The 22,552-nt window shown below is 68.7% G+C and carries 20 protein-coding genes; 6 read left to right on the plus strand and 14 right to left on the minus strand.

Annotated features, from left to right (window positions below):
- Window positions 1–80 precede the first annotated feature (80 nt).
- Window positions 81–1,172, minus strand: coding sequence for a succinyl-diaminopimelate desuccinylase (gene dapE / locus NVV32_RS11835; RefSeq protein ID WP_055768561.1), 1,092 nt, complete (start codon window positions 1,170–1,172; stop codon window positions 81–83).
- A 33-nt stretch (window positions 1,173–1,205) separates the two neighbouring features.
- On the opposite strand from dapE, the gene dapD reads away from it, so the two are divergent.
- Both dapD and NVV32_RS11845 read left to right on the plus strand, forming a co-directional pair.
- Window positions 1,206–2,207 carry a 2,3,4,5-tetrahydropyridine-2,6-dicarboxylate N-succinyltransferase gene (gene dapD / locus NVV32_RS11840; RefSeq protein WP_422390292.1) on the plus strand — a complete coding sequence of 334 codons (1,002 nt, stop codon included), beginning with the start codon at window positions 1,206–1,208 and terminating at the stop codon, window positions 2,205–2,207.
- 66 nt (window positions 2,208–2,273) lie between these two features.
- Window positions 2,274–3,089, plus strand: a complete 816-nt coding sequence (locus tag NVV32_RS11845) for a hypothetical protein (RefSeq protein ID WP_422392040.1) — start codon at window positions 2,274–2,276, stop codon at window positions 3,087–3,089.
- 12 nt (window positions 3,090–3,101) lie between these two features.
- On the opposite strand, the gene NVV32_RS11850 is transcribed toward NVV32_RS11845, so the two are convergent.
- Window positions 3,102–3,716, minus strand: a complete 615-nt coding sequence (locus NVV32_RS11850) for a hypothetical protein (RefSeq protein WP_422390293.1) — start codon at window positions 3,714–3,716, stop codon at window positions 3,102–3,104.
- A 129-nt stretch (window positions 3,717–3,845) separates the two neighbouring features.
- Here NVV32_RS11850 and galE point away from each other — a divergent pair, with 129 nt between their 5' ends.
- A complete protein-coding gene (galE, locus tag NVV32_RS11855) occupies window positions 3,846–4,874 on the plus strand; it encodes a UDP-glucose 4-epimerase GalE (RefSeq protein ID WP_422390294.1) in 1,029 nt (342 codons plus the stop codon).
- A 74-nt stretch (window positions 4,875–4,948) separates the two neighbouring features.
- On the opposite strand, the gene NVV32_RS11860 is transcribed toward galE, so the two are convergent.
- The 3 genes from NVV32_RS11860 to fdxA all read right to left on the minus strand — a co-directional run bounded on the left by NVV32_RS11860 (window position 4,949) and on the right by fdxA (window position 7,901).
- Window positions 4,949–6,232: a citrate synthase gene (locus NVV32_RS11860; protein WP_422390295.1), complete on the minus strand. Its 1,284-nt coding sequence runs from the start codon at window positions 6,230–6,232 to the stop codon at window positions 4,949–4,951.
- Between the two features lie 166 nt (window positions 6,233–6,398).
- Entirely contained in the window at window positions 6,399–7,493 is a 1,095-nt protein-coding gene (gene dapC / locus NVV32_RS11865; protein WP_235498677.1) for a succinyldiaminopimelate transaminase, read from the minus strand.
- A 60-nt stretch (window positions 7,494–7,553) separates the two neighbouring features.
- Window positions 7,554–7,901 carry a ferredoxin gene (gene fdxA, locus NVV32_RS11870; RefSeq protein WP_055768541.1) on the minus strand — a complete coding sequence of 116 codons (348 nt, stop codon included), beginning with the start codon at window positions 7,899–7,901 and terminating at the stop codon, window positions 7,554–7,556.
- Between the two features lie 155 nt (window positions 7,902–8,056).
- On the opposite strand from fdxA, the gene NVV32_RS11875 reads away from it, so the two are divergent.
- Together NVV32_RS11875 and NVV32_RS11880 are read left to right on the plus strand one after the other, a co-directional pair.
- Window positions 8,057–8,284 carry a hypothetical protein gene (locus NVV32_RS11875; protein WP_055768538.1) on the plus strand — a complete coding sequence of 76 codons (228 nt, stop codon included), beginning with the start codon at window positions 8,057–8,059 and terminating at the stop codon, window positions 8,282–8,284.
- Window positions 8,285–8,425: 141 nt separating this feature from the next.
- Window positions 8,426–8,920 (plus strand): ArsR/SmtB family transcription factor, encoded by a 495-nt coding sequence (locus tag NVV32_RS11880; RefSeq protein WP_055768535.1) that lies wholly within the window; start codon window positions 8,426–8,428, stop codon window positions 8,918–8,920.
- 18 nt (window positions 8,921–8,938) lie between these two features.
- On the opposite strand, the gene NVV32_RS11885 is transcribed toward NVV32_RS11880, so the two are convergent.
- The 7 genes from NVV32_RS11885 to NVV32_RS11915 all read right to left on the minus strand — a co-directional run bounded on the left by NVV32_RS11885 (window position 8,939) and on the right by NVV32_RS11915 (window position 19,255).
- A complete protein-coding gene (locus NVV32_RS11885) occupies window positions 8,939–9,487 on the minus strand; it encodes a hypothetical protein (protein WP_422390296.1) in 549 nt (182 codons plus the stop codon).
- Window positions 9,488–9,508: 21 nt separating this feature from the next.
- Window positions 9,509–11,425, minus strand: coding sequence for a translational GTPase TypA (gene typA / locus NVV32_RS11890; protein ID WP_055768529.1), 1,917 nt, complete (start codon window positions 11,423–11,425; stop codon window positions 9,509–9,511).
- 223 nt (window positions 11,426–11,648) lie between these two features.
- Window positions 11,649–13,346 carry an ABC transporter ATP-binding protein gene (locus NVV32_RS11895; protein ID WP_422390297.1) on the minus strand — a complete coding sequence of 566 codons (1,698 nt, stop codon included), beginning with the start codon at window positions 13,344–13,346 and terminating at the stop codon, window positions 11,649–11,651.
- Window positions 13,343–14,353 carry an ABC transporter permease gene (locus NVV32_RS11900; protein WP_082471290.1) on the minus strand — a complete coding sequence of 337 codons (1,011 nt, stop codon included), beginning with the start codon at window positions 14,351–14,353 and terminating at the stop codon, window positions 13,343–13,345. Before NVV32_RS11900 ends, NVV32_RS11895 begins: the two co-directional genes overlap by 4 nt.
- Entirely contained in the window at window positions 14,346–15,272 is a 927-nt protein-coding gene (locus NVV32_RS11905; protein ID WP_055768523.1) for an ABC transporter permease, read from the minus strand. Before NVV32_RS11905 ends, NVV32_RS11900 begins: the two co-directional genes overlap by 8 nt.
- Window positions 15,273–15,408: 136 nt before the next feature.
- Window positions 15,409–17,046, minus strand: coding sequence for a peptide ABC transporter substrate-binding protein (locus tag NVV32_RS11910; RefSeq protein WP_055768521.1), 1,638 nt, complete (start codon window positions 17,044–17,046; stop codon window positions 15,409–15,411).
- A gap of 379 nt (window positions 17,047–17,425) precedes the next feature.
- On the minus strand, window positions 17,426–19,255 hold the full coding sequence (locus NVV32_RS11915) for an ABC transporter ATP-binding protein (RefSeq protein WP_422390298.1): 1,830 nt from the start codon (window positions 19,253–19,255) through the stop codon (window positions 17,426–17,428).
- An 89-nt stretch (window positions 19,256–19,344) separates the two neighbouring features.
- Between NVV32_RS11915 and NVV32_RS11920 the strand changes: the two genes are divergently transcribed.
- Window positions 19,345–19,968 (plus strand): PH domain-containing protein, encoded by a 624-nt coding sequence (locus tag NVV32_RS11920; RefSeq protein ID WP_422390299.1) that lies wholly within the window; start codon window positions 19,345–19,347, stop codon window positions 19,966–19,968.
- Window positions 19,969–19,976: 8 nt separating this feature from the next.
- Here NVV32_RS11920 and NVV32_RS11925 read toward each other — a convergent pair whose 3' ends face one another.
- Window positions 19,977–21,008: an ABC transporter permease gene (locus NVV32_RS11925; protein ID WP_082471289.1), complete on the minus strand. Its 1,032-nt coding sequence runs from the start codon at window positions 21,006–21,008 to the stop codon at window positions 19,977–19,979.
- Window positions 21,005–22,546 carry an ABC transporter permease gene (locus NVV32_RS11930; protein WP_055768515.1) on the minus strand — a complete coding sequence of 514 codons (1,542 nt, stop codon included), beginning with the start codon at window positions 22,544–22,546 and terminating at the stop codon, window positions 21,005–21,007. The genes NVV32_RS11925 and NVV32_RS11930 overlap by 4 nt, the downstream gene beginning before the upstream one ends.
- Window positions 22,547–22,552 lie beyond the last annotated feature (6 nt).

The following is a 22,552-nucleotide window of genomic DNA, read 5'->3' on the forward strand; positions in this document are numbered from 1 at the left end:
GCACGGACGAGGAAGGGCCCGGTTCAGGAGAACCGGGTCCTTCCTCGTCGGTGCTGTCGACGGTGCTGTCGAGGGTGCTGTCAGGAGAGCCAGGTGGTGAGCGCTCGGAGGCACGCACGGACGGCGTCGGCGTGCACGTGCTCGTCGTCGGTGTGCGCGAGGAGCGCGTCACCCGGCCCGAAGTTCACCGCAGGCACGCCGAGGGCACTGAACCGTGCAACGTCCGTCCAGCCGTACTTGGGTTTCGGCTCCGCCCCCACGGCGGCGACGAAGGCTGCGGCAGCGGGATGCTGCAGTCCCGGACGCGCCCCGGCAGCGGCGTCGGTGCGCTCCACCTCGAACCCCTCGAGCAGCGCCCGCACGTACTCCTCGGCCTGCTCCGGGCTCTTGTCGGGGGCGAACCGGTAGTTCACCTCGATCACCGCGCTGTCCGGGATGACGTTGCCGGCGGTCCCGCCGACGATCTTCACGGCGTTGAGGCTCTCGCGGTAGTCCAGGCCGTCGACGTGCACGGTCGCCGGCTCGTGGTCGCGCAGGCGCACGAGGATCTCCGCCGCGCCGTGGATGGCGTTGACGCCCATCCAAGCACGGGCCGAGTGCGAGGCGCGGCCCGCGACGCGCACGTCGAAGCGGGCGGTGCCGTTGCAGCCGCCCTCGACCGTCCCGTCCGTAGGCTCCAGCAGCACGGCGAAATCCGCGACGAGCCAGTCCGGGAAGGAGGCCGCGACGCGGCCGAGCCCGCTCAGGGACGCCTCGACCTCCTCGTGGTCGTAGAAGACGAACGTGATGTCGCGCGTCGGATCCGTCAGGGCGGCCGCGAGCGCCAGCTGCACCGCGACCCCGCCCTTCATGTCCGTGGCGCCGCGCCCGTAGAGGACGTCCCCGTCCCAGGTCGAGGGGACCGTGCCCCGGGATCCACCCGCCGTGGGCAGCGGGACGGTATCGATGTGCCCGGCCAGGATCACGCGTTCGGCGCGCCCGAGGGTGGTGCGGGCCATCACGCAGTCGCCGTCGCGCACCACCTCGAGGTGCGTGAGGGGCCGCAGGACCTGCTCGATGGCGTCGGCGATCCCGCGCTCGCCCCCCGAGACGCTCTCGAGATCGATCAGGCGTGCGGTCAGGTGCGCCACGTCGGCGGTCGGATCGAGCGCCGGGGAGGGTGTCTGAATCATGCTCAAACACTATCGCTCGGTAGACTGCTGCCCATGACGACTCCCCTGCCGAACCCACCCCTGCCCGGCGAGTCCCGGCGGCCGGCCGGTGGTCTGGGCCTTGCCACGGTCACCACGGACGGCGTGGTCCTCGACACCTGGTTCCCCGCACCCTGGCTGGGAGAGGCGCCCTCGGACGGAACCATCGGCGGAGCGGCAGGCGCGACCGGGTCCGGTCTCCGCGACACCCTCGAGGCACTGGCAAGGGCCGGCGTCGACACAGCCCGGGGAGTCTCCCAGCGCGTCGTCGAGATCACCATCGAGCTGGACGACGCACCGGCCGGCACCGAGGACGCCTACCTGCGGCTGCATCTTCTCTCGCACCGGCTGGTCCAGCCCAACACCGTGAACCTCGACGGTGTCTTCGGTCTCCTCGCCAATGTCGTCTGGACGAACCACGGCCCCGCCGCCGCCGAGGGCTTCGAGACGGTGCGGGCCGCCATGCGCGCCCGTGGACCCGTCGCCGTGTACGGGGTGGACAAGTTCCCCCGCATGGTGGACTACGTGGTGCCGGCCGGTGTGCGGATCGCCGACGCGGACCGCGTGCGCCTCGGCGCGCACCTCGCGGAGGGCACCACGGTCATGCACGAGGGGTTCGTGAACTTCAACGCCGGGACCCTCGGCCACTCCATGGTCGAGGGCCGGATCTCGGCCGGCGTCGTCGTCGGTGACGGTTCGGACATCGGCGGGGGTGCCTCGATCATGGGCACCCTCTCGGGCGGCGGCACGGAACGCATCACCATCGGCGAGCGCTGCCTGCTCGGCGCCGAGGCCGGAGTCGGCATCTCGCTCGGCGACGACTGCGTGGTCGAGGCCGGCCTCTACCTGACGGCCGGCACCAAGGTCACGCTGCAGGACGGGAGCGTCGTGAAGGCGAAGAACCTCTCCGGCGAGCCCGGCATCCTGTTCCGTCGCAATTCCACGACCGGAGCCGTGGAGGCGCAGCCGCGGACGGGTGAGGGCATCGCGCTCAACCCGGCACTGCATGCCAACTGACCCGTGACCCCCCGATCTCCGTCCGCAGCCGTCAGGCGGCGTCGACGGCGCGTCCGGACGGCGGCGATGCTCACGGTGCTCGGTGTCGTCGTCGTGGGCGGCGCCGGGCTGGCGGTGACCCAGCTGGACCGGAGTGAGGTCCTGGTCCGTGAGCGGTGCAGCGCCACGGTGGGCGCCGACACCTTCGAGCTCACTCCGACGCAGGCCGGGAATGCCGCCCTCATCTCGGGGATCGCGGTGCAGCGCGGGCTGCCCGCCCGCGCTGCGTCGATCGCGATCGCGACCGCCATCCAGGAGTCGGGCCTGGAGAACATCGACTACGGCGACGACGCCGGGCCGGATTCCCGGGGGCTGTTCCAGCAGCGTCCGTCCCAGGGGTGGGGTACCGAGGAGCAGATCATGAGGCCCGCCTACGCCACCGGCGCGTTCTACGACGCACTCGTGCAGGTCCCGGGCTACGAGGACCTGCCCATCACCGAGGCCGCGCAGACCGTGCAGCGCTCGGCCTTCCCGGAGGCCTACGCCGACCACGAGCCCGAGGGCCGCGCGTTCGCCTCGGCCCTGACGGGCAACTCACCCGCCGCACTGGACTGCACGCTCCGCGACCCGGCGACGACGGGTGATGTCCTCGCGGTCTCCGCCGCCGCTGACGAGGCCTTCGGGCCGCTGGGCGGCACCGCCGACGGCACCCTCCTGAGGCTGGACGTCTCCGGCGACCTCGGGTGGGCGGCCGCACAGTGGGCCGTCGCGAATGCCTCGACCCTCCACATCACCTCGGTCTCCCACTCGGGCCTGGAGTGGGACCGGGCCGAGGGCGGCTGGAGCACGGTCGGGACGGAGCCGGGGATCGTGACCATCACCGTCGCGGGCGCCACTCCCTGAGTCACGGGCAGGTCAGGCCAGCATCCTGATCACGGGCTCCACGTAACTGCGGAAGGACTGTTCGTCGTCGAACAGTTCCTGGCACATGAGGAGCTTGTCCGGTTCCACCCACCAGGCGCGGCGCACCCCCAGGGGCAGCTCGATCACCTGGAGCGTGAACCGCCGCGCCGCCCGGCCCAGTTCGAGTTCGCGCTCCTGGATCATGCGGGACAGCAGGTACTCGATGCTCTCGGCCCCGCGTGAGCCGGCGTGCAGGGCGTACTCCGCGCACCGCTCCTCGGCCCAGTCGGTCGCCGCCCCGACACGGGCCCGCAGGAGGGCCTTCAGCGCCTCCATGCCGTCGAGCGCCTCGAAGCGCGGCGGGACCGGGAGGACGGCGTCACTGATGCGGTGCGACAGGAGGCTGTGCCACCACGCCTCCCACTCGACACGCAGTGTGGCCGACCCCCCGAAGGGTTCCACCAGGCGCCGGAGGTCCACCGGGCGGACCGCAGGAGTGACCGGCGGCAGCGCCGGCCTCCCGAGCCCCCGGAAGTCCGCGCAGTCCCTCAGGTAGAGCGCCACGAGCAGCACCTCCGAGGTGTCCACGGTGAAGTACGTGCTGTAGCCGGGGTCGGGGTACGACATGGGCCTCCTTCGGACCGGTCATGCTGGTCCTACAGTAGCCTCCGGATCCACGACGCTCCAGAGGTGCAGGGACCGCCGGGGACGCCGTCATCCCGCGGGCCCGAGTGAGCGCCCGCCTAGGATGGGAGCATGAAGATCCTCGTTACCGGTGGCAGTGGCTACATCGGCTCGCACACCGTCCTGACCCTGCTCGAGAACGGCCACGACGTCGTCGTCGTCGACAACCTGCTGAACTCCACCGAGACCTCCCTGCAGCGAGTCGCCACCCTCGCCGGCCGTTCCCCGGTGTTCCACCACGCCGACCTCCTCGACGAGGCCCGGCTCCGCGCGATCTTCGCGGAGGAGCAGGTCGACGCCGTGATCCACTTCGCGGGACTGAAGGCGGTCGGCGAGTCGGTGGAGAAGCCGCTGTACTACTACCACAACAACGTGGGCGGGACGCTGAACCTCCTGCGCGTCATGGACGACGCCGGAGTGCGCACGCTCGTGTTCAGCTCCTCCGCCACGGTCTACGGGGCGTCCGAGGAAGTACCGCTCACGGAGAAGCTCCCGCTCGACGCCGTCAACCCCTACGGACGCACCAAGGAGCAGATCGAGGACATCCTCAGCGACCTCGGGGCGGCGGATGCCCGCTGGAACATCGCCCTGCTGCGCTACTTCAACCCGGTGGGCGCGCACTCCTCCGGCACGATCGGCGAGGACCCCACCGGCATCCCGAACAATCTCCTCCCGTTCGTGGCGCAGGTGGCCGTGGGGCGCCGCGAGAAGGTCCTGGTGTTCGGCAACGACTACCCGACGCCGGACGGCACGGGGGTCCGCGACTACATCCACGTCGTCGACCTCGCCGCCGGCCACCTCGCCGCGCTGGACTACCTCGTGGCCCACGGCGGCGTGCACACCTGGAACCTCGGCACCGGCAACGGGTCCTCGGTCCTCGAGGTCCTCGCCGCCTTCTCGGCAGCCGTGGGCCGCGAGATCCCGTACGAGTTCGCCCCCCGCCGCCCCGGGGACGCCGCCGTCAGCTACGCGGACCCCTCCTCGGCCCTCGCCGACCTCGGCTGGTCCGCCGCCCGCACGCTCGCCGAGATGTGCGAGGACCACTGGCGCTGGCAGCGGAACAACCCGCAAGGCTACGCGACCACGCACCAGAACGCCTGACGCCCCGGTACCACGACGACGGCCGCCCACCTCGCGAGGTGGGCGGCCGTCGTCGTACGGTCCGTACTGCGGTGCTAGTTGGCCGGGTAGTGGCGCTCGCCCTCACCCGTGTAGAGCTGGCGCGGACGGCCGATCTTCGTCTGCGGATCCTGCATCATCTCGCGCCACTGGGCGATCCACCCGGGCAGGCGGCCGATGGCGAACAGGACGGTGAACATCTTCTCCGGGAATCCCATGGCCTTGTAGATGAGGCCCGTGTAGAAGTCCACGTTCGGGTACAGCTTGCGCTCGATGAAGTAGTCGTCCGCCAGCGCCTTCTCCTCGAGCCTCATCGCGATGTCCAGCAGCTCGTCGTTCCCGCCGAGCTTGCTGAGGATGTCGTGCGCCGTGGCCTTGACGATCTTCGCGCGCGGATCGTAGTTCTTGTAGACGCGGTGCCCGAAGCCCATGAGCTTCACGCCGTCTTCCTTGTTCTTGACCTTCTCCATGAAGTCCTCGGGCTGCATGCCCTTGGCCTGGATGTCGCGCAGCATGTTGAGCACGGCCTCGTTGGCCCCGCCGTGCAGCGGGCCGAACAGGGCGTTGATCCCCGCAGAGACGGACGCGAACATGTTCGCGTTGGAGCTTCCGACGAGGCGGACGGTCGACGTCGAGCAGTTCTGCTCGTGGTCGGCGTGCAGGATGAGCAGCAGGTCCAGTGCCTTGACCATCATCGGATCGAGATCGTACGGCTCGGCGGGCAGGCCGAAGGAGAGCCGCAGGAAGTTCTCGACGAGGTTCATCGAGTTGTCCGGGTACAGCATCGGCTGTCCGATGGACTTCTTGTGGGCGTAGGCGGCGATGACGGGCAGCTTCGCCATCAGGCGGAACGTCGAGAGCTCCACCTGTTCGTCGTCGAACGGATCGAGGGAGTCCTGGTAGAACGTGGACAGCGCCGAGACGGCGGAGGACAGCACGGGCATCGGGTGCGCGTCGCGGGGAAAGCCGCCGAAGAAGCCCTTGAGCTCCTCGTGCAGCAGCGTGTGGCGGCGGATCCGGCCGTCGAACGCGCCGAGTTCCTCGGGCGTGGGCAGGTTGCCGTAGATGAGGAGGTAGGACACCTCGAGGAAGCTGGAGTTCTTCGCGAGCTCCTCGATCGGGTAGCCGCGGTACCGCAGGATCCCTGCGTCGCCGTCGATGTACGTGATCGCGGAGCTGGTGGCCGCGGTGTTCATGAAACCGGGGTCGAAGGTGACCTGGCCGGTCTGCTTGAGCAGCTTCGACACGTCGTAGCCGTTGTTGCCCTCGACAGCGGGCACCAGCGGCAGGCTGAGCTCTCCTCCGTCGTAGTGCAGGGAGGCAGCTTTCTGCTCTGTCATTGATTCTCCTTCAGGAGCTGGAGCGGGGGTGTCGCCACGATCATCGCTGCGCAGGAGGACACGCGTCGTTCCGGCGATCGCATATTCAGCTGAAACGCTACCGTCCGGCAGCCCTCCACCACTAATCCTGCTGGCCTTCGTTGTGGAACAGCAACGGCACGCGTCCTCAGCGGAGAGTGTCCGCCAGCCGGGCGGCGGCCGCATCGACCCGCTCGTCTGTGCCCGTCAGGGCGACCCTGACGAAGCCGTTCCCCGCGTCCCCGTAGAACACGCCGGGACCCGCGAGGATCCCGAGCCCGGCCAGCATGCCGATGGTGTCCCAGGTCCCCTGCCCGTTGGTCACCCAGAGATACAGGCCCGCCACCGAACCCGAGACGGTGAAGCCCGCGCGCTCCAGGGCGGGGACGAGCACCCCCCGACGACGGCGGTAGAGGTCCTTCTGCGCGGCGACGTGGGCATCGTCCGCCAGGGCTGTGCGCATGGCCTCCTGCACCGGATACGGCACGATCATGCCGGCGTGCTTGCGCGAGTTGACGAGGTTGGCGACGATCGCCGGGTCGCCGGCCGTGAAGGCGGCCCGATACCCGGCGACATTCGACTGCTTGCTCAGCGAGTACACCGCGAGGAGGTTCGCGTGCGAGCCGCCGGAGACCCGCGGGTCGAGCACGCTCGGGACCGGTTCCCCGCCGTCGGCGGGATCCCACGCACCCCAGCCCAGTTCGCCGTAGCACTCGTCCGAGGCGACGACGGCACCGAGCGCACGGGCGTCGTCGACGACCGTCTTCAGCGCTGGGACGTCCAGCACCTCTCCGGTCGGATTGCCGGGCGAGTTGATCCACACGAGCCGGACGCGTGCGCGGACGTCGTCGGGGAGCTCGTCGAGGGAGTCGGCCGCGACCGGGGTGGCGCCGGCGAGGTGGGCCCCGACGTCGTACGTGGGATAGGCGACCGTGGGACGCACCACGACGTCACCGGCCCGCAGGCCCAGCAGCAGGGGCAGCCACGCCACGAGCTCCTTGGAACCGACAGTTGGCAGGATGTCCTGCGGATCGAGGTCGGTCACTCCCCTGCGGCGCGCGAACCAGTCGCTGATGGCCTCACGGAGTGCCTGCGTCCCGTGGGTCGTCGGGTAGCCGTGAGCGTCCGCCGCCGAGGCCAGGGCGTCCTGGATGAGGCCGGGCGTGGGATCCACGGGGGTGCCGATCGACAGGTCGACGATGCCGTCGGGGTGCCGTGCGGCGATCTCCCGGTAGGGCGCCATGGCGTCCCACGGGTAGTCCGGCAGCTGTAGGCCGAACGGTCTCGGCTCCCCGGCCACCACCTAGGCGGGCTGGTTCTGGGGCGGGAGCGCCGCGATGATCGGGTGGTCGAACCCGGCGTTGCCGACCTTCGCCGCTCCGCCGGGCGACCCGAGCGCCGCACCGGCCGGAGCGGGCACGTCGAAGAACTCGACATTGGCCTTGTAGTACTCGGCCCACTGCTCGGGGGTGTCGTCCTCGTAGTAGATGGCCTCCACCGGGCACACGGGTTCACACGCACCGCAGTCCACGCACTCGTCGGGGTGGATGTAGAGCGACCGCTCGCCCTCATAGATGCAGTCGACAGGGCATTCCTCGATACAGGCCTTGTCCTTGACATCCACGCATGGCTGCGCGATTACGTAGGTCACTTCCCACGCCTTTCCTGGTGACTGGGGTCGGCTGACGCACCCTGGGGTACGGCTTCCAGCTTAACGCAAGGCCCCGCCCCGCCCGGACCGGATCCACGGAGATCGCTGGTCCACCCGCCGGCACGTCGGAGGTGCAGTGCGCCTACGCTTGACGCGTGCAGAACCCCGCCGACCTCCTCGCCTCGCTCCCCCTCAGCACGAGGGTGGTGGTGCGCCGCCGCGACGGGGACGGGTTCTCGGACTCCCTCGGGGACCTGGTGGCGCTCGATCCCGGCTCGTGCACGGTGCGGACGCGGCGGGGGGACGTCGTCGTCCCGCTCGCCGACATCACCGCCGCGCGGGCCGTGCCACCTCCGCCCCCTCGGCGGGCGCCGAGGCGCTGACCACGCGCCGACCGGGTGCTGGTGGGGTGTTGGTGGGGTGCTGGTCGGGCGCTGGCCGGAGGCGGTGTGGCGGCACGTCATCACCCGTCACAGTGATTGGGACCTATCAATCAATGACCCGGGTGCCCGTACAATCGGGGGATGACTGTCGACGAGGATCTCCAGGCCCGAGGGCGGGCACTCAGCTCACCGGTCAGGATCCGCATCCTGCGCCTGTGCCTCCACAAGGCGAGGACCAACAAGGAGATCGCAGAGATCCTGGAGCTGAATCCGGCAACGGCCCTCCATCATGTCCGGACCCTGCTGTCCACGGGCTTCCTCGCCGCGGACGACGCCAGAACGGGCAACCGCGGTGCGAAGGAGATCCCCTACCGCGCCACCGGCCTCTCCTGGAACAGCCGCATCCCCAATGCCGCGCCCGTCCTCGTCGAGACGTTCCTGCAGGAGATCGAGGGCCTGCAGCCCGCCGACATCGACGTCTGGCGGATGGGCATCAAGCTCAACGACTCCCACCGCGCCGAGATGATGGGACGCATCCGCGAGGTCTTCGAGGACTATGCGCGGCGCGAACCGGACCCAGACGGCACAGCCACGTCGATCATGCTCGCGCACCATCTGGACCGCACCGCGGACTGAGGATCGGACACCGTCCCGTCAGGTCCTCCGGCGCGCGGACCCGACCGGCCTCAGCACGATGCTCCCCACCACGACGGCGCCGAGCGTCACGACCAGCACACCGAAGAGCCACAGGTTGCCGGCCAGTGCCGTCCCAGGGGCCGACTCCGAGGCGCCGGTGAGAATCAGGGTCTTCGGGGACGTCGAGATCAGGGCCACGACGCCGTAGGCCACGGCCCCCGCGACGGCCGTCTGGATCACGGTGCGTGCCCACAGTCCGCTGAGCAGGAAGAGGCTCGCGGCGAGGACCAGGGCCCCGAGCGCGCCGATCGGGATCGCGGCGGAGCCGACGTACAGGAGCTGCCCGTGCAGCAGGGTACCGAAGACCGCCGCCACGACTCCCGCAGCCACACTCCCGAGGATCGACGGGATACGGCCGGGAGGAGCGCCGCTCGCGGCGTCGGACGCCTCCCGGGACGGTCCCGCGGGCGCGACGCCCGCGGTCGACCGACCGGGACCATCCCCGAACGGGAACGACGAACGCCGGCCCTCCCCTGCTGGGGAGGTGCCGGCGTCGTCAGGGACCATGGTGCGCGGGGACAGCCGTGATCAGGCGCGGGCGCGTGAACGCGATGCGCGCATGCGCTCGTTGGCGTCCAGGATGACCTTGCGGATCCGGATGGACTCCGGCGTGACCTCCACGCACTCGTCCTCGCGGGCGAACTCGAGCGACTCCTCCAGCGTGAGGTTCCGCGGCGGCGTCAGGTTCTCGAAGGTGTCCGAGGAAGCCGCACGCATGTTGGTGAGCTTCTTCTCCTTCGTGATGTTGACCTCCATGTCGTCGGCGCGTGAGTTCTCGCCGACGATCATGCCCTCGTACACCTCGGAGGTGGGCTGGACGAAGAAGGAGCCGCGCTCCTGCAGGTTGATCATCGCGAACGGGGTCACGACACCGGCGCGGTCGGCGATCATCGACCCGTTGGTGCGGTACTCGATGTCACCGGCCCATGGCTCGTAGCCCTCGGAGATGGACGCGGCGATACCGGCGCCGCGCGTGTCCGTGAGGAAGCGGGTGCGGAAGCCGATCAGGCCTCGTGCGGGCACGATGAACTCCATACGGACCCAGCCGGTACCGTGGTTCGCCATGTTGGTCATGCGTCCCTTGCGGGCGGCCATGAGCTGCGTGACGCCGCCGAGGTACTCCTCGGGGACGTCGATGGTCATGTGCTCCATCGGCTCGTGGATCTTGCCGTCGATGGTCCTGGTGACCACCTGCGGCTTGCCGACCGTGAGCTCGAAGCCTTCGCGGCGCATCTGCTCCACGAGGATGGCCAGCGCGAGCTCGCCGCGGCCCTGGACCTCCCAGGCGTCGGGGCGGGCGGTGGGGAGCACGCGGAGCGAGACGTTGCCGATGAGCTCCTTGTCGAGGCGGTCCTTGACCTGGCGCGCGGTGACCTTTGCACCCTTGACCTTGCCGGCCAGCGGCGAGGTGTTGATCCCGATGGTGACGGAGATCGCGGGGTCGTCGACCGTGATGAGCGGCAGCGGCTGGGGATTGTCGACGTCCGTCAGGGTCTCGCCGATGGTGATGCCCTCGATACCGGCGACGGCGACGATCTCGCCGGGTCCCGCGGAGTCGGTGGGGACACGGTCGAGGGCCTTCGTGGCGAGCAGCTCGGTGATCTTGACGGTCTTGAGCTCACCGTTCTGACGGGCCCAGGCGACCTGCTGGCCCTTACGGAGCGTGCCGTTGAAGATGCGGAGCAGAGCGAGGCGGCCGAGGAACGGCGAGGCGTCGAGGTTGGTGACGTGCGCCTGGAGGACACCGTCCGGGTTGTAGCGGGGCGCGGGGATGTGGTCGATGATCGTCTGGAACAGCGGTTCCAGGTTGTCGTTGGACGGCGCGCTGCCGTTCGCCGGCTGCTCGATCGACGCGGCACCCACGCGGGCCGCCGCGTAGACGACCGGCACGTTCAGGATGAGGTCGAGGTCCAGGTCGGGCACCTCGTCGGCGAGGTCGGAGGCGAGTCCGAGGAGCAGGTCCATCGACTCACTGACGACCTCCTCGATGCGGGAGTCCGGCCGGTCCGTCTTGTTGACCAGGAGGATGACGGGAAGCTTGGCCGCGAGGGCCTTGCGGAGCACGAAGCGCGTCTGGGGCAGCGGGCCCTCGGACGCATCGACGAGCAGGACGACGCCGTCGACCATGGACAGCCCGCGCTCCACCTCGCCGCCGAAGTCGGCGTGGCCCGGGGTGTCGATGACGTTGATGGTGATGGTCTCGCCCTTGGCCGCGGGGCCGTCGTAGAACACCGTGGTGTTCTTCGCGAGGATGGTGATGCCCTTCTCGCGCTCGAGGTCGCCCGAGTCCATGACGCGGTCGGCCACGTCGCCGTGGGCCGCGAACGAATTGGTCTGCTTCAGCATGGCGTCGACCAGGGTGGTTTTTCCGTGGTCAACGTGGGCCACGATGGCTACGTTGCGGAGATCGCTGCGGACAGCGGTGTTGCCTGTGGTTTCAGACATGCGTGATTACTCAATTCGGTATCTACTGCGGGGAAATTGACGGCGGCTGCACTGCACGCCCTCTTACCAGTCTAGGCGCTGGGGAAAAACAGACCTAATGCGGCCTGTCAACGGCTGTCCGGATCGGTACCGGCACAGAACGACGGCGGCCCTCCGGGTGGAGGACCGCCGTCGTCGTGGTGCTGCGGCCGGCTCGGGCCGCGCCGCGCGATGCGCGGTGGGACTAGGCGACCTCGGGCGGCAGCTCGAGGGCAGCACCCGGGATCGCTGCGAGGAGCGCCTGGGTGTACGCGGTCGTCGGGTTGTCGAACACCTGGTCGGTGGTGCCCTGCTCCACGAGCTTCCCCTTCTCCATCACGGCCACGTGGTCGGCGATCTGCCGGACCACGGCGAGGTCGTGCGTGATGAAGAGGTAGCTGAGCCCGAGCTCGGACTGCAGGTCGGCGAGCAGGTTCAGGATCTGCGCCTGCACGAGCACGTCGAGTGCCGAGACGGCCTCGTCGCAGATGACGACCTCCGGGTCGAGGGCCAGCGCACGCGCGATCGCCACGCGCTGGCGCTGCCCGCCCGAGAGCTCGTTCGGGAAGCGCTGCATCATCGCGGACGGCAGGGCCACCTGGTCGAGGAGCTCCCGGACCTTCTTCTCGCGCGTCTTCGCCGTACCGACACCGTGGACCCGCAGGGGCTCCTCGATGGTCCGGTAGATGTTGTACATCGGATCGAGCGAGCCGTAGGGGTCCTGGAAGATCGGCTGCACGCGGCGGCGGAAGTCGAACATCTCCTTGCGCCCGAGCGTCGTGATGTCCACGCCGTCGAACCGGATGCTGCCCGACGTCGCCCCCTCCAGGCCGAGGACCATCTTCGCGACGGTCGACTTCCCGGATCCGGACTCGCCGACGACGGCCGTGGTGGTGCCGCGGGCGATCGAGAAGGACACTTTGTCCACCGCGGTGAAGTCGGTCGACGTGCCCCAGCTGCCGCGGATCTTGAAGACCTTCGTCAGGTCCTCGACCTCGATCACCCGGTCGAGCGCGACGGTTGCCGTGACCGAGGGTGCCAGCAGGTCCTGCGTCCGGACACCGGCCTTCTTCGCCGACTCGATCCGGCGGGAGGCGATCGACGGCGCCGAGGCCACCAGCTTCTGCGTGTAGGGGTGGCGCGGGTTGGTGAGCAGCTCGAGCGCGGGCCCGGCCTCCACGACCTGACCCTTGTACATGACGATCACCTTGTGGGCGCGCTCGGCCGCGAGGCCGAGGTCATGGGTGATGAGCAGCACCGCGGTGCCGAGCTCCTCCGTCATGGTGTCGAGGTGGTCGAGGATCTGCCGCTGCACCGTCACGTCCAGGGCCGACGTCGGCTCGTCCGCGATGAGCAGGCGCGGCCTGCAGGAGAGCCCGATGGCGATCAGGGCGCGCTGGCGCATCCCGCCGGAGAACTCGTGCGGGTACTGGTTGGCGCGCGATGCGGCGTCGGGCAGGCCCGCCTCCGCGAGTACCTTCGCGACGTCCTGCGGCCCGCTCGGCAGGCCGTTGGCCTTCAGCGTCTCGCGCACCTGGAAGCCGATCTTCCAGACCGGATTGAGGTTGGACATCGGGTCCTGCGGCACCATGCCGATGGACGAACCCCGGAGCTCGACGATCCGCTTCTCCGAGGCGTGGGTGATGTCCTCGCCGTCGAAGATGATGCTGCCGTTGGACACGCGTCCGTTGGCGGGCAGGAGGCCGATCGCGGCCAGCGCCGTCGTCGACTTCCCGGACCCGGACTCCCCGACGATCGCGACGGTCTCGCCGGGCATGACGGTCAGGTGCGCGTTGCGCACCGCCGGTACGTCCCCGTTCGACGTCGAGAAGGTGATGGCCAGGTCCCGGAGCTCGAGGAGCGGCTGGGGCGTGGCGGTCTGGTGACCTGTGCTGTGGCTCATCGCTTGCGCGCCTTCGGGTCGAGAGCGTCACGCAGGGCGTCGCCCAGCATGATGAAGCTCAGAACGGTGATGGACAGGGCGAGGCCCGGCCAGAAGATGGCCATGGGGTTGCTCCGCAGCGAGGGCTTCGCCGAGAAGATGTCATTCCCCCAGGACATGACGTCCGGCGGGAGCCCGATCCCGAGGAAGGACAGCGTGGACTCCGCGACGATGAACGTCCCGAGCGAGATGGTCGCGATGACGATGACCGGTGCCAGGGCGTTCGGGATGACGTGCTTGACGAGGGCACCGAGCGGCGACACCCCGAGCGAGCGCGCCGCGGTCACGAAGTCGGCGTTGCGTACCTCGATCACGGCGGCCCTCGTGATGCGGGCGATCTGGGGCCAGCCGAACGTGACGAGGATGACGACGAGCGTCCAGACGTTGCGGTTCTGCTGGAAGACCGGCAGCTGCACGACGACGATCGCACCGAGGATGAGCGGGAGAGCGAAGAAGATGTCGCCGATGCGGGCGAGGATCGCGTCGACCCAGCCACCGAAGAAGCCGGCGAGGGCGCCGATGAGGCCACCGATCAGGACCACGCCGAGGGTGGCGAACAGCCCGACCGTGAGGGACGACTGCGTGCCGTAGACGACGCGGGAGAGGATGTCGCAGCCCTGGACCGTGAAGCCGAGCGGGTGTCCCGCGACGGGCCCGCCGTCGGAGTTCTCGAGCAGGCAGTTCTCGTTGGGCGGTTCGTTGGTGAAGACACCGGGGAAGAGTGCCACGAAGATGACGGCGAGGATCAGGACGGCGCTGATGATGAACAGCGGCTGCTTGCGCAGGCTGCGCCAGGCCTCCCCCCAGAGACTGCGGGGGGCGGCGTCGGACACCGTACTGTCCGTCGCGCGGACCGGCGTCTCGTCGACGTTCGCGACGAAGTGCTCGATCGGGTAGGCGGAGGTCTTGGTGCGGACCACGGGCGCCGGGCCCTGCGTGCCGGGTGAGGTGTGTGTTGGTTCAGGCATATCGAATCCTTGGGTCCAGCCACGCGTACAGGAGATCCACCAGCAGGTTCGCCAGGCAGAAGATGAGGATGAGGAACGTGACGATCGAGACGACCATCGGCCCGTCCCCGTTGAGCACGGCACGGTAGAGGGTGTTGCCGACGCCGTTGACGTTGAAGATGCCCTCGGTGACGATCGCGCCTCCCATGAGGGCGCCGAGGTCGGCGCCGAGGAAGGTCACCACCGGGATCAGCGAGTTGCGGAGGACATGGACGACGACGACGCGGCGGCGGCTGAGGCCCTTGGCCGTTGCCGTGCGCACGTAGTCCGCGTTGACGTTCTCGATGATGCTCGTGCGGGTGAGGCGGAGGACGTAGGCGAAGGACACGAGCCCGAGCACCACCGCCGGCAGGAGCAGCTCCGTGAAGGTGGCGTCGCCGCTCACGGTCGGATTGGTCCACTGCAGCTTCACGCCGATCAGGAACTGCATGAGGAAGCCGAGCACGAAGATGGGGACCGCGATCACGATCAGGGAGAGGACGAGGACGGAGGAGTCGAAGATCTTCCCCTTGCGGAGACCGGCGATGAGGCCGAAGACGATCCCGAACACGGCCTCGATGACGAGGGCCATGATGGCGAGCTTCGCAGTGGTCGGGAAGACCTCCGCGATGATGGTCGCGATCGGCCGGCCGGAGAAGTTCGTCCCGAGATCGAAGGTCAGGACGCCCTTGAGGTAGAGCAGGTACTGGATCCAGAACGGCTGGTCGAGGTTGTACTGCTCGCGCAGGCCGGCCACGACGGCGGGGGTGCAGCCGCGCTCGCCGCAGATCGCGGCGGTGGCGTCACCGGGGAGGCTGAAGACCAGGAAGTACACCAGCAGGGTGGCACCGAGGAAAACGGGGATCAGCTGGAGGAAACGTCGGACGATGTACCAGACCATCAGCGCCGACCTCCCGATGCCGACGGCGTCCGCACGGGACGCAGGTGGGGGTTGCTCATGAGGTGTTGGACCTTTTCGTTGGAGCACGGAAAAGGGGCCTGCCCGCAGGCGGGCAGGCCCCCTCGTCCGTTAGGGGTTACTTGCCGGTGATGGCGTAGTAGAGCGGAACACCGTTCCAGCCGAACTCGACGTTGTCCACGTTGCTGCTCCAGCCGCCCTGGGCGACCTGGTACCACAGCGGGATGGCCGGGAGATCCTCGAGGAGGTCCTCCTGCGCCGCGTTCATCGCCTCGTTGCCCTCTTCGACAGTGCTGGCGGCGAGACCGTCGGTCAGCTGCTGGTCGAACTCGGGGTTGCTGTAGCGGGCGTCGTTGGAGCCGGCACCCGTGGCGTAGATGGGCCCGAGGAAGTTGTACAGCGACGGGTAGTCGGCCTGCCAGCCGGCGCGCAGTGCACCGGTGAGGGTCTCCTCCGTGGCTTCGGTGCGCGCTTCCTTGAACGTCGCGTACGGCTTGCCCGCGACCTCGATGCCGAGGTTGTTCTTGATGTTGTTCACCACGGCCTCGACCCAGGTCTTGTGGTCGCCCTTGTCGGCGTTGTAGCCGATGGTCAGGGGCTGCGACTCGTCGTAGGGCGCGATCTTCTCGGCGTCCTCCCAGAGCTTCTTGGCCTGCTCGGGGTTGTACTCGAGGTTCTCGCTCCCCGGCAGTTCGTCGCTGTAGCCCTCGAGCACGGGGGCGGTGAAGTCCTTGGCGGGCTCGCGGCCACCGTTGAAGATGACCTCGGTGATCTCGTCGCGGTTGATCGACATCGACAGCGCCTGGCGGCGGAGCTTGCCGGCCTCACCCTCCCAGTTCGGGAGGTAGTACGGGATCGCAATCGTCTGGTTGCCCGCGTACGGCGACTCGATCGAGCGCTCGCCGAGGTCGTTCTTGAAGTTCTTGATGTCGCTCGTGGGGATCGTCTTCAGGACATCCAGGTTGTCCGAGATGAGGTCCTGGTACGCCGTCGTGTCGTTCTGGTAGATCTTGAACGTCACGCCGCCGTTCTGCGCTTCCTGCGGGCCCTCGTACTCGTCATTGGGGACGAGTTCGATCTGCTGGTTGTGCTGCCAGGCACCCTCGGCGGCGAACTTGTACGGGCCGTTGCCGATCGGGTTCTCGCCGAACGCCGCGGGGTCCTCGAGGGCGGCGGCGGGCAGCGGGAAGAACGCGCTGTAGCCGAGGCGCAGCGGCCAGTCGGACTCGGGCTGCGAGAGCTTGACGGTGAAGGTGCGGTCGTCGACGACGGTGAGCCCGCTCATGGTCTCCACGGTGGAGCCCTCGGCGCTGGCTTCCTCGTACCCTTCGATGCTCTCGAAGAAGTAGCTGGAGAGCTGCGCGTTCTTGGCGGCGGCTCCGTAGTTCCAGGCATCCACGAAGGAGCTCGCGGTGACGGGATCGCCGTTGGTGAAGGTCTTCCCCTCCTTGAGCGTGATCGTGTAGTTCTGGGCGTCCTCGGTCTCGATGGACTCGGCCATCTCGTTCTCCGGCTTACCGTCGGCGTCGTAGCTGACCAGCCCGGCGAAGATGAGGTCGAGGATGGCGCCGCCACCCACCTCGTTGGTGCTGGTGGGGATCAGCGGGTTCTGGGGCTCGGATCCGTCCACCACGATGACGGCATCGGTGGTGCCTTCGCTCGTGCCGGATTCATTGCTTCCGCCGCCGCATGCACTCAGCGACAGCGCGGCGATGGCCGCGACACTGAGCATCTTGGAAGTGCGCGTGAAACGCATTCCGCCTCCTAGGTATTGGGTTCTTCCGGCGCTGATGTGGCCGGTCTAGTGGCTCCGCAGAGAGCGAGAGCCAACTCACACCGAAAAATCATATGCCCGTTTCGTTGCTTCCCTGAACATCTGGGGAGGCTGGGCGCTGAACCGGGTCCCGACAGGAGGCGGCATCCGGGTCTTTCCGCAGGCCAGCGGTACCGGCGCGTGCTGGTCACGCTTGAATAACGACTGGCGGGATTCGGCCTCGAATACTGTACAGCGCCCTGTGGGACCACGGCGGCGACCGCCGGCCGGCCACCCCGGGCCCGGCACGCGAAAGCCCGCCCTGAGGCATCAGGACGGCCTTCCGCGAGCACCCGGCGATCCCCTGCTGGAGCGCGCGCTGTCAGTCGCTCGTCGCCATGAGTTTCGCCCGGAGTTCGCGGCGCTCCCGCTGCTTGGCCGGATCCGGCAGCGGTACGGCGGCCAGGAGGCGCTGGGTGTACGGATCCTGCGGTCTGCGCAGGATCTGGTCACGGCTGCCCTGCTCGACGATCCGCCCGCGCTTCATGACGCAGATGTAGTCGGCGAGGACGTCCACCACGGCGAGGTCGTGGGTGACGAACAGGCAGGCGAAACCGAGTTCGCGCTGCAGGTTCTGGAACAGTTCCAGCACCTTCGCCTGCACCGACACGTCCAGGGCCGACGTCGGCTCGTCCGCGACCATGAGCTTCGGCCGGAGCGAGAGCGCCCGGGCGATACCCACGCGCTGCTTCTGCCCTCCCGAGAGCTCGTGGGGGTACCGGTTCCGATAGGAGCGAGGGAGCTCCACCTGGTCCAGCAGCGTCTCGATGCGCTTCTGCAGGGCACCGCCCTTCGCCTCGCCGGCGAGGAACATGGGCTCGCCGATGCTCTCGCCGATGGGCAGCCGCGGGTTCAGGGACGACGACGGGTCCTGGAAGACCATGCCGACGTGCCGTCGCACGGCGCCCAGCTCCTTCGACGACGGACGGAAGCCCGAGATGTCGGTGCCCACGACCTTCAGGGAACCCGCTGCGACGGGCAGCAGTCCCACAGCCGCCCGCCCGATGGTCGTCTTGCCCGAGCCGGACTCGCCCACCAGTCCGATGACCTGTCCGGGATACACCGTGAGGTTCGCCCCCTCGACCGCCCGGAAGGCAGGCACGCGGCCCTGTTTCGGGTACTCGATGGCGACATCGACCAGTTCGAGCACGGGCTCGGCCGACGGCGCGGTGACCCGCACCTCGTCGTCGAGCTGCGCGAGGACCTCGTTCTCCCGCCGCTCGAGTTCGGCGTGGTCCACCGACTGGAGTTCGGTGTGCGTCGCCGCCGCCAGCGCCGCGGTGATGTCGACGTCGTCGTTCCCGTCGCCCTGCCCGAGGTGCGGCACGGCAGCCAGCAGCGCCTTGGTGTACTCGTGCTGCGGATTGTTGAAGATCTGCTCCGCCGTGCCGGTCTCGACGATGCGCCCCTTGCGCATCACCGCGATCCGGTCCGCGAGGTCGGCCACCACACCCATGTCGTGCGTGATGAGCACGATGGCGCTGTTGAGCTGGTTCCGCAGGTTCCTCATGAGGTCGAGGATCTCGGCCTGCACGGTGACGTCGAGGGCCGTGGTGGGCTCGTCGGCGATCAGCAGCTTGGGGTCGCAGGAGAGGGACTGCGCGATCATGGCACGCTGCCGCTGCCCGCCGGAGAGCTGGTGGGGGTACGAGCGGAAGGCCTTGTCGGGATCGGGCAGTTCCACCATCTGCAGGAGGCGCAGGGCGCGCTGCCTGGCCTCGTCCGGCGAGATCTCGTTGTGCAGCCGCAGGGTCTCGACGATCTGGAAGCCGACGGTGTAGACGGGATTGAGCGCCGTCATCGGCTCCTGGAAGATGACCGCCACGTCGTTGCCGCGGATCTGCCGCAGCTTCGCAGGGGACATCGTGAGGACGGACTTGCCGTTGAGCAGCACCTCCCCCGTCACGCGGCTGTTGGAGGGCAGGAGGCCGAGGAGCGACATCGAGCTCGCGCTCTTGCCGGAGCCCGACTCGCCCACGATCGCCAGGACCTCACCCGCGTTGACCTCGTAGTTCAGGTCGATGGCGGCGGGTACCCACTGCTTGTCGACGCCGAAGTCCACGCAGAGGTTGCGGACCTCGAGCACGGGCCCCTGCGCTGCCGGGCCGCCCGCTCCGGCTTCTGGCGTACCGCCGATGACCTGTGTACTCATGAGGGGTTCTCCTTCGTGGCGGAGCCCGCGCCGGTGGGCCGGGGCTCCTCGATTGCCGCGGGCGGCGTCGGTGCTGGGACCATGGAGCCATGGACAGCTCGAGTGTGGCCGGAGCCACCGTCTTCAAGGCGCGGACCAGCAGGTGGTTCACGGGTCTCGCCGTACTGGTGACCGCAGGGGGCCTCGCCTCCGTCGTGGCGACGGACGGCCCGGCCGGCCTGCTGACCGCGTGGCCGCTCCTCGGCATCGCCTACGGGGGGTGGTGGCTGTTCTGGTATCCGGCGGTCCTCGTCGCCGAGGACGCCGTCACGCTCCGCAACCCCCTGGTCACGGTGCGCGTCCCGTGGAACGCCCTGGTCGACGTCGATACCAGGTACGCCCTCAAACTGGTCACGCCGTCGCGCGGGTACACCGCCTGGGCAGCTCCCGCTCCCGGCGTGTGGGGCACGCACTCCGGCAAGGTGGAGCACCTGACGAACCTCCCGTCGACGAGCTACGGACCCGGTGGGTCGGTGCGACCCGGCGACCTGAAGAACACCGACTCCGGCCACGCGGCGTATCTCGTCCGCTCGCACTGGCAGGACCTGGTCGAGACCGGCCGGCTCGACGTGGACCGGCAGGAGAAGGTTCAGCGCAGCTGGAACCTGGCCCCCCTCGCGGTGGGCGTCCTCCTGGTCGTCGCGACGGCCCTGACGCCCGGCGTCGTCTCCTAGGAGGGACCTCACGCCGCGGGCTTCCCTGCGTCCTTCGCCCGGCCGGCGTTGAACTTCTTCTGCCGCGGGTCGAAGGCGTCCCGCAGGCCGTCGCCGATGAAGTTGATGCACAGGCAGATCAGCACGATGAACAGTCCCGGGAACCAGAACAGCCACGGCCTGGTCTGGAAGGCCTCCTGGTTCTGGCTGATGATGAGTCCGAGGGACACGTCCGGCGCCTTGACGCCGAACCCGATGTAGCTCAGGGCGGTCTCGAGCAGGATGGCCGAGGACATGAGCAGGGTCGTGTTGACGATGATCACGCCGACGGCGTTCGGCAGGATGTGCTTGAAGATGATGCGCGTGTTGGACGCGCCGGCGATCTTGGCCGCGTCCACGAACTCGCGCTCACGCAGCGTCAGGAACTCGCCGCGCACCAGGCGGGCGAGCCCCGTCCAGAGCACCAGGCCGAGGAACAGGCCGAGGAGCCAGATCTGCGCCCCCGACCCCACGTATCGGTTCACGGCCTGGCCGAGCGTCGCTGCGGCGAGGACCACGGGGATGATGATGATGATGTCCGTGAAGCGCATCAGCACGGCCTCGGTCCAGCCGCGGAAGTACCCGGAGCAGGCGCCGACGATCACGCCGACGAGTCCCGCGAGTGCGCCGATGATGAACATGATGATGATGGAGTTCTGCGTCCCGCGCATCGTCATGGCGAAGTAGTCCCGGCCGATCGAGTCCTGCCCGAACGGATGGTCCCCCCAGCTGAACGGGCCGGTGACGGTGGGCGCCCCACCGTTGAGCAGGGGCAGGAACTCGGTGTGGTTGTACTTCCACCAGCCCGGGATGCCCGCGAAGCCCACGGAGGTGAACGCCATGAGGAAGATGACGGCGAAGGCGACGAGGCTGATGATCGCCGCGGTGTTGTCGAAGAACTTCCGGCGGACGATCTGGCCCTGCGACAGGCCCTTGGCCTCCGGTTCGGGTGCGGGATGCGTGGGGCCGGTGACGGTGGCCGCTTCGCCGCTCGGGAGGTCCGAGGGAGTCTGGATGCTCATGCTTTCACCCTTACGCGAGGATCGAGGAACGAGTAGACGATATCGGCGACCAGGTTGAAGACGAGTGCGAGGATGCCCGCCACGAGGAAGAAGCCCATGATGGGATCGGGATCGGTCCGCTGCAGCGCCTGGACGAACAGCTGGCCCATGCCGGCGAAGGCGAAGACCTGCTCGGTGATGATGGCGCCGCCGATCAGGGCGCCGATGTCGAAGGCGACGAGGGTGGCGAGGGGGATGAGCGCGTTGCGGAAGGCGTGCCGCATGACGACGGTCCGCTCGCTGAGGCCCTTCGCGCGCCCGGTCCGGATGTAGTCCATGTTCATGATCTCGAGCATCGAGGCCCTGGAGTACCTGCTGTAGCTGGCGAGGGACGCGAGCAGGAGCGCGAGCGTCGGCAGGAGGAGGTGGGTGAAGGTGTCGAGGCCGTTGATCCAGAAGGTCCCGTCGAGGCCCGGGGTCTCCGCGCCGACCGTGGCGATCGGGCGGCCCCGCACGCGTGAGTTGCTGACGTAGGAGGGCCACGTGACCATGAAGCGATCCACCACGATCAGCAGGCCCATCAGGACGCCCGTGAGGGCGGCCGCGCGCATGCTCTGTCCCCGGTCGTAGCCGCCCATCGCGAATCCGACGCCCATGCCGACGAGCACGGTGATGACCGCGAGGATGATGATCATCCAGATGGTCGCGGCGTTGAGGATCGGGTTCACCACGTAGTAGGCCACGAGCCCCACCGCGACCATGATCAGCGAGGAGACGAGCGCCTTGCGGTTACGCAGCCCCGCCGTCAGCAGCACGATCCCGAACGCGATGCCGACTCCGGTCACCAGGATGACGATCGGGCCGAGGCCCGGCGTCGAGAACCAGTCGACGAGGTCCAGGACGAAGAGCAGGGCGGCGGCGACGACGGCGCCGAGGAGGAAGGCGATGCCCTTCCGCTTCCAGGACCGGCTGGCGAACAGGGCCCAGATGAGGCCGCTCGCAATCGCGACGACGACGATGGTGCTGACCGGTATGTCGGGGTCGGCGAGGAAGTTGTTGAAGCCGATGGCGCCGAACTCCTTCAGGAGCACCGCGAGCCAGAAGATCGGCAGGGAGAAGAACAGGAAGGACATGAAGGTGACGCCGTAGTCGAGGCCGCTGTACTGCCGCAGTGCGGTGATGATGCCCAGCGAGATGCCGATGATGATGGCGAGGACGGTGGCGGTGCTGACGAGGGTGATGGTGTTGCCCATCGCGCGGGCGAGCGAGGTCGTGACGGACTCCCCCTGGATGCTGGCTCCCAGGTCACAGGTCGCCGCGAAGGGGACCAGGCACTTCACGGCCCCGGACAGCCAGCCGAAGTAGCGCAGCGGCGCAGGGGTGTTGAGGTCGAGAAGCTCCGTGCGGGCCTGGATCAGCTGCTCCCTGTTGGGCGCGTTACTGGCCCTGAGGTCCTCCAGCGGGTCCCCCGAGAGGGCGGTGAGCTGGTAGACGACGAAGGACGCGCCTAACAGGATGAGGACGGCGGTCACGAGACGCCGGACGATGTAGGTCACCATGTGTTT

It is taken from the genome of Arthrobacter sp. N1 (assembly GCF_048288285.1).
In the GTDB taxonomy this organism is placed as follows: Bacteria; Actinomycetota; Actinomycetes; order Actinomycetales; family Micrococcaceae; genus Arthrobacter_D.

What these genes read in the sequence shown, in the direction of transcription:
- NVV32_RS11845 (WP_422392040.1), top strand. Translation starts at nt 2,274, where the DNA reads ATGCTCACGGTGCTCGGTGTCGTCGTCGTGGGCGGCGCCGGGCTGGCG.
- dapE (WP_055768561.1), bottom strand. Translation starts at nt 1,172, where the DNA reads ATGATTCAGACACCCTCCCCGGCGCTCGATCCGACCGCCGACGTGGCG.
- NVV32_RS11900 (WP_082471290.1), bottom strand. Translation starts at nt 14,353, where the DNA reads ATGCCTGAACCAACACACACCTCACCCGGCACGCAGGGCCCGGCGCCC.
- NVV32_RS11925 (WP_082471289.1), bottom strand. Translation starts at nt 21,008, where the DNA reads ATGAGCATCCAGACTCCCTCGGACCTCCCGAGCGGCGAAGCGGCCACC.
- typA (WP_055768529.1), bottom strand. Translation starts at nt 11,425, where the DNA reads ATGTCTGAAACCACAGGCAACACCGCTGTCCGCAGCGATCTCCGCAAC.
- NVV32_RS11880 (WP_055768535.1), top strand. Translation starts at nt 8,426, where the DNA reads ATGACTGTCGACGAGGATCTCCAGGCCCGAGGGCGGGCACTCAGCTCA.
- NVV32_RS11860 (WP_422390295.1), bottom strand. Translation starts at nt 6,232, where the DNA reads ATGACAGAGCAGAAAGCTGCCTCCCTGCACTACGACGGAGGAGAGCTC.
- dapD (WP_422390292.1), top strand. Translation starts at nt 1,206, where the DNA reads ATGACGACTCCCCTGCCGAACCCACCCCTGCCCGGCGAGTCCCGGCGG.
- NVV32_RS11905 (WP_055768523.1), bottom strand. Translation starts at nt 15,272, where the DNA reads ATGGTCTGGTACATCGTCCGACGTTTCCTCCAGCTGATCCCCGTTTTC.
- NVV32_RS11915 (WP_422390298.1), bottom strand. Translation starts at nt 19,255, where the DNA reads ATGAGTACACAGGTCATCGGCGGTACGCCAGAAGCCGGAGCGGGCGGC.
- NVV32_RS11930 (WP_055768515.1), bottom strand. Translation starts at nt 22,546, where the DNA reads ATGGTGACCTACATCGTCCGGCGTCTCGTGACCGCCGTCCTCATCCTG.
- NVV32_RS11910 (WP_055768521.1), bottom strand. Translation starts at nt 17,046, where the DNA reads ATGCGTTTCACGCGCACTTCCAAGATGCTCAGTGTCGCGGCCATCGCC.
- dapC (WP_235498677.1), bottom strand. Translation starts at nt 7,493, where the DNA reads ATGGCGCCCTACCGGGAGATCGCCGCACGGCACCCCGACGGCATCGTC.
- NVV32_RS11920 (WP_422390299.1), top strand. Translation starts at nt 19,345, where the DNA reads ATGGACAGCTCGAGTGTGGCCGGAGCCACCGTCTTCAAGGCGCGGACC.
- galE (WP_422390294.1), top strand. Translation starts at nt 3,846, where the DNA reads ATGAAGATCCTCGTTACCGGTGGCAGTGGCTACATCGGCTCGCACACC.
- NVV32_RS11895 (WP_422390297.1), bottom strand. Translation starts at nt 13,346, where the DNA reads ATGAGCCACAGCACAGGTCACCAGACCGCCACGCCCCAGCCGCTCCTC.
- NVV32_RS11850 (WP_422390293.1), bottom strand. Translation starts at nt 3,716, where the DNA reads ATGTCGTACCCCGACCCCGGCTACAGCACGTACTTCACCGTGGACACC.
- NVV32_RS11885 (WP_422390296.1), bottom strand. Translation starts at nt 9,487, where the DNA reads ATGGTCCCTGACGACGCCGGCACCTCCCCAGCAGGGGAGGGCCGGCGT.